Source organism: Candidatus Krumholzibacteriia bacterium (assembly GCA_030748535.1).
Classification (GTDB): domain Bacteria; phylum Krumholzibacteriota; class Krumholzibacteriia; order JACNKJ01; family JACNKJ01; genus JASMLU01.
The window spans coordinates 1-629 of record JASMLU010000030.1; the positions used below are offsets into that span (position 1 = coordinate 1).

1 tRNA gene is annotated in these 629 nt (G+C 43.1%); it reads left to right on the forward strand.

Going from position 1 to position 629, the window contains the following annotated elements:
- The first annotated feature begins 214 nt into the window (after nucleotides 1-214).
- Nucleotides 215-302 (forward strand) — tRNA-Leu (locus QGH30_09765).
- Nucleotides 303-629: the final 327 nt, after the last annotated feature.

The following is a 629-nucleotide window of genomic DNA, read 5'->3' on the forward strand; positions in this document are numbered from 1 at the left end:
TTTGATACCGCGGGCTCGGAGTAATAAAATGTACGCAAAATTCACTGGCCAAATGTCTTTACAGACAAACACTTTACAAACGTACAGCATACCCCATAATGTAATATTTTCACCCAATTTAAGTAAAAGTAAGGGATTTTCTAAAGCAGTAGGTTTTAAAACTGGGAACAAGTTGTTACAATTCGTACTCCAAAACTTAATCTGAGCAATGTACGCCGGGATGGCGGAACTGGTAGACGCAGAGGACTTAAAATCCTCCGGCTCTAAGAGCTATGCGGGTTCGATTCCCGCTCCCGGCACCACATATAATGTGGCTTTACCTTTGACAGAATCTCCAAAGCGACTATATCGCCTAAAAGGGCAATAGTCATCTTGCCGAAACAGCAGGCGAAGCTCTATGACGATTTATTGAGCATATTCACCGCCAAACCTAATGATAGGTTGGTCTTTAAAATCCTCAAGTCGATCAGTCCCTGGGTAAGTAATAAGAAGTGGCGCCCGAACCAGACCACTGGGGAAGAGGGTGGTCACTGGTTTGTGGAAATACCATGCTCGTACCACTGTGAGTAAGCCAAGGATGTCTTAACAGACATTTCCCAAGAAATTTCCATTATTAGTTTCATTTCATC